This window comes from Eubacterium sp. AF22-8LB (assembly GCF_003458715.1).
Lineage (GTDB): Bacteria > Bacillota_I > Bacilli_A > Erysipelotrichales > Erysipelotrichaceae > Holdemanella.
On sequence record NZ_QRVI01000058.1, the window covers coordinates 1 to 1,484 of the forward strand.

At 34.9% G+C, this 1,484-nt stretch carries 2 protein-coding genes; both read right to left on the reverse strand.

Features of this window, described 5'->3' with window-relative positions:
• Window positions 1–362: ATP-binding protein (locus DWY01_RS11355; protein WP_147332195.1), on the reverse strand; the 362-nt coding region annotated here is incomplete at its 3' end.
• A partial coding sequence (locus tag DWY01_RS11360; RefSeq protein ID WP_147332196.1) for a DDE-type integrase/transposase/recombinase occupies window positions 362–1,484 on the reverse strand: 1,123 nt, incomplete at its 5' end. The genes DWY01_RS11355 and DWY01_RS11360, both read right to left, overlap by 1 nt.

The following is a 1,484-nucleotide window of genomic DNA, read 5'->3' on the forward strand; positions in this document are numbered from 1 at the left end:
CTTTTTTCACGTTTATATTTTTCTATAATTGCCTGAATAGCTCGGAAGTTGTCGACTTTTTTATAGTATGGATCGATTCCAAGATTCATTGCCATCTGTCTGTAGAATTCTATAACAGTAACTGTAGACAGTGATATATATACCACCTTATAGGCGGCAGGATTCAATTCGTTTGCCCATTGTCTTACGCTTGTTGTCTTGCCTCGGCCTGCACCTCCTGTCAATACGCCAAAACCTTTTGTCTGCAGAAGATAATTTAATCTGAATTTCACTTCTTTATATTCATTCGTTTCCACTAAAACATCTTTTCCGTTTTTTATAAACGGGTTGATTTCCAATCCATATCTTCCTGTATAATTCATTATTGTCCTCCAAGTTCACTTAGTTTAAGTTTACGTCGATGCATCGTTGCATTTTTATTTTTATCTAACAATTGAATAGGTTCCAACTCTTTCGAAATTGAATCAACCACATATACTTTTTTTAAATCTGGGGAATAACGAATCAGCAGCTTCTGTCCCTGATATTTGTAGTTTACTTCATATTCCTTTTCATCAATTACAATCACACTGTCATTAGATACTTTGCGCTCGATTTCAAGTAAAAAACTGCGTTCAACCTCCTGATCAGACATTCTAATAATCAATGTACTTTCTGAAAAGAAACGTTCCATCGGTGATTTTCCATTTAATGATGAATGAATGTGTTGATTATATTCCTGTACATAGGCAAACAATGATTTTCTTAATTCTTCAATATCTTTAAAATCATTCATACAAAGCTGTGACATCCACTGATCTTTCAATGTTCGAAACCAACGCTCAATTTTCGCTTTTCCAGTTGGAGTTCGAGCAGGATTATAATGAATGATTGTTCCAATTCGTGCTGCCAGAAGGTTCATCTGACTGCTTCTGTAGTTGGATCCATTATCAAAGTTGAATTTTTTTGGTTTTCCATATTTAATGACCGCTCCACGAATTACACTCATCAGATTCACGAAATTATCGTTAAAGAATATATCGATTCCGACAATCATACGACTTGCATCATCTATCAGTGCAATAATATAAGTCCTCTGCTTCTTTCCATCTACTTTTAGATAAGGTCCTACACTTGAATCTCCACACCACACTTCATTTATATGTTCGCATTCGTATCGCCTCATATCTTTTATAGGTGTGATTCCTTTTGAATCCTTATATTTCTGCACAAATCGATTTACTGTAGACAAAGAAACATCTTTTTTTACGATTGTATTTGTGTCAAGAAGTCTTTGGTAGACTATCGTAGCTGGAAGTTTTGGATATTCAGACAATATATAAATAATTTGATTTTGAACATCCCCATCTAGCTTACGATATTGATTAGAATCATTTCGTGGCTTTGGAATCAATCCATCAAATCCGAATTTTAAATACCGGTCATACCACCTTCTTACTGTATGAGGGTGCACTCCAGCCTTTGAACCTGCATCTCGAAAGAAA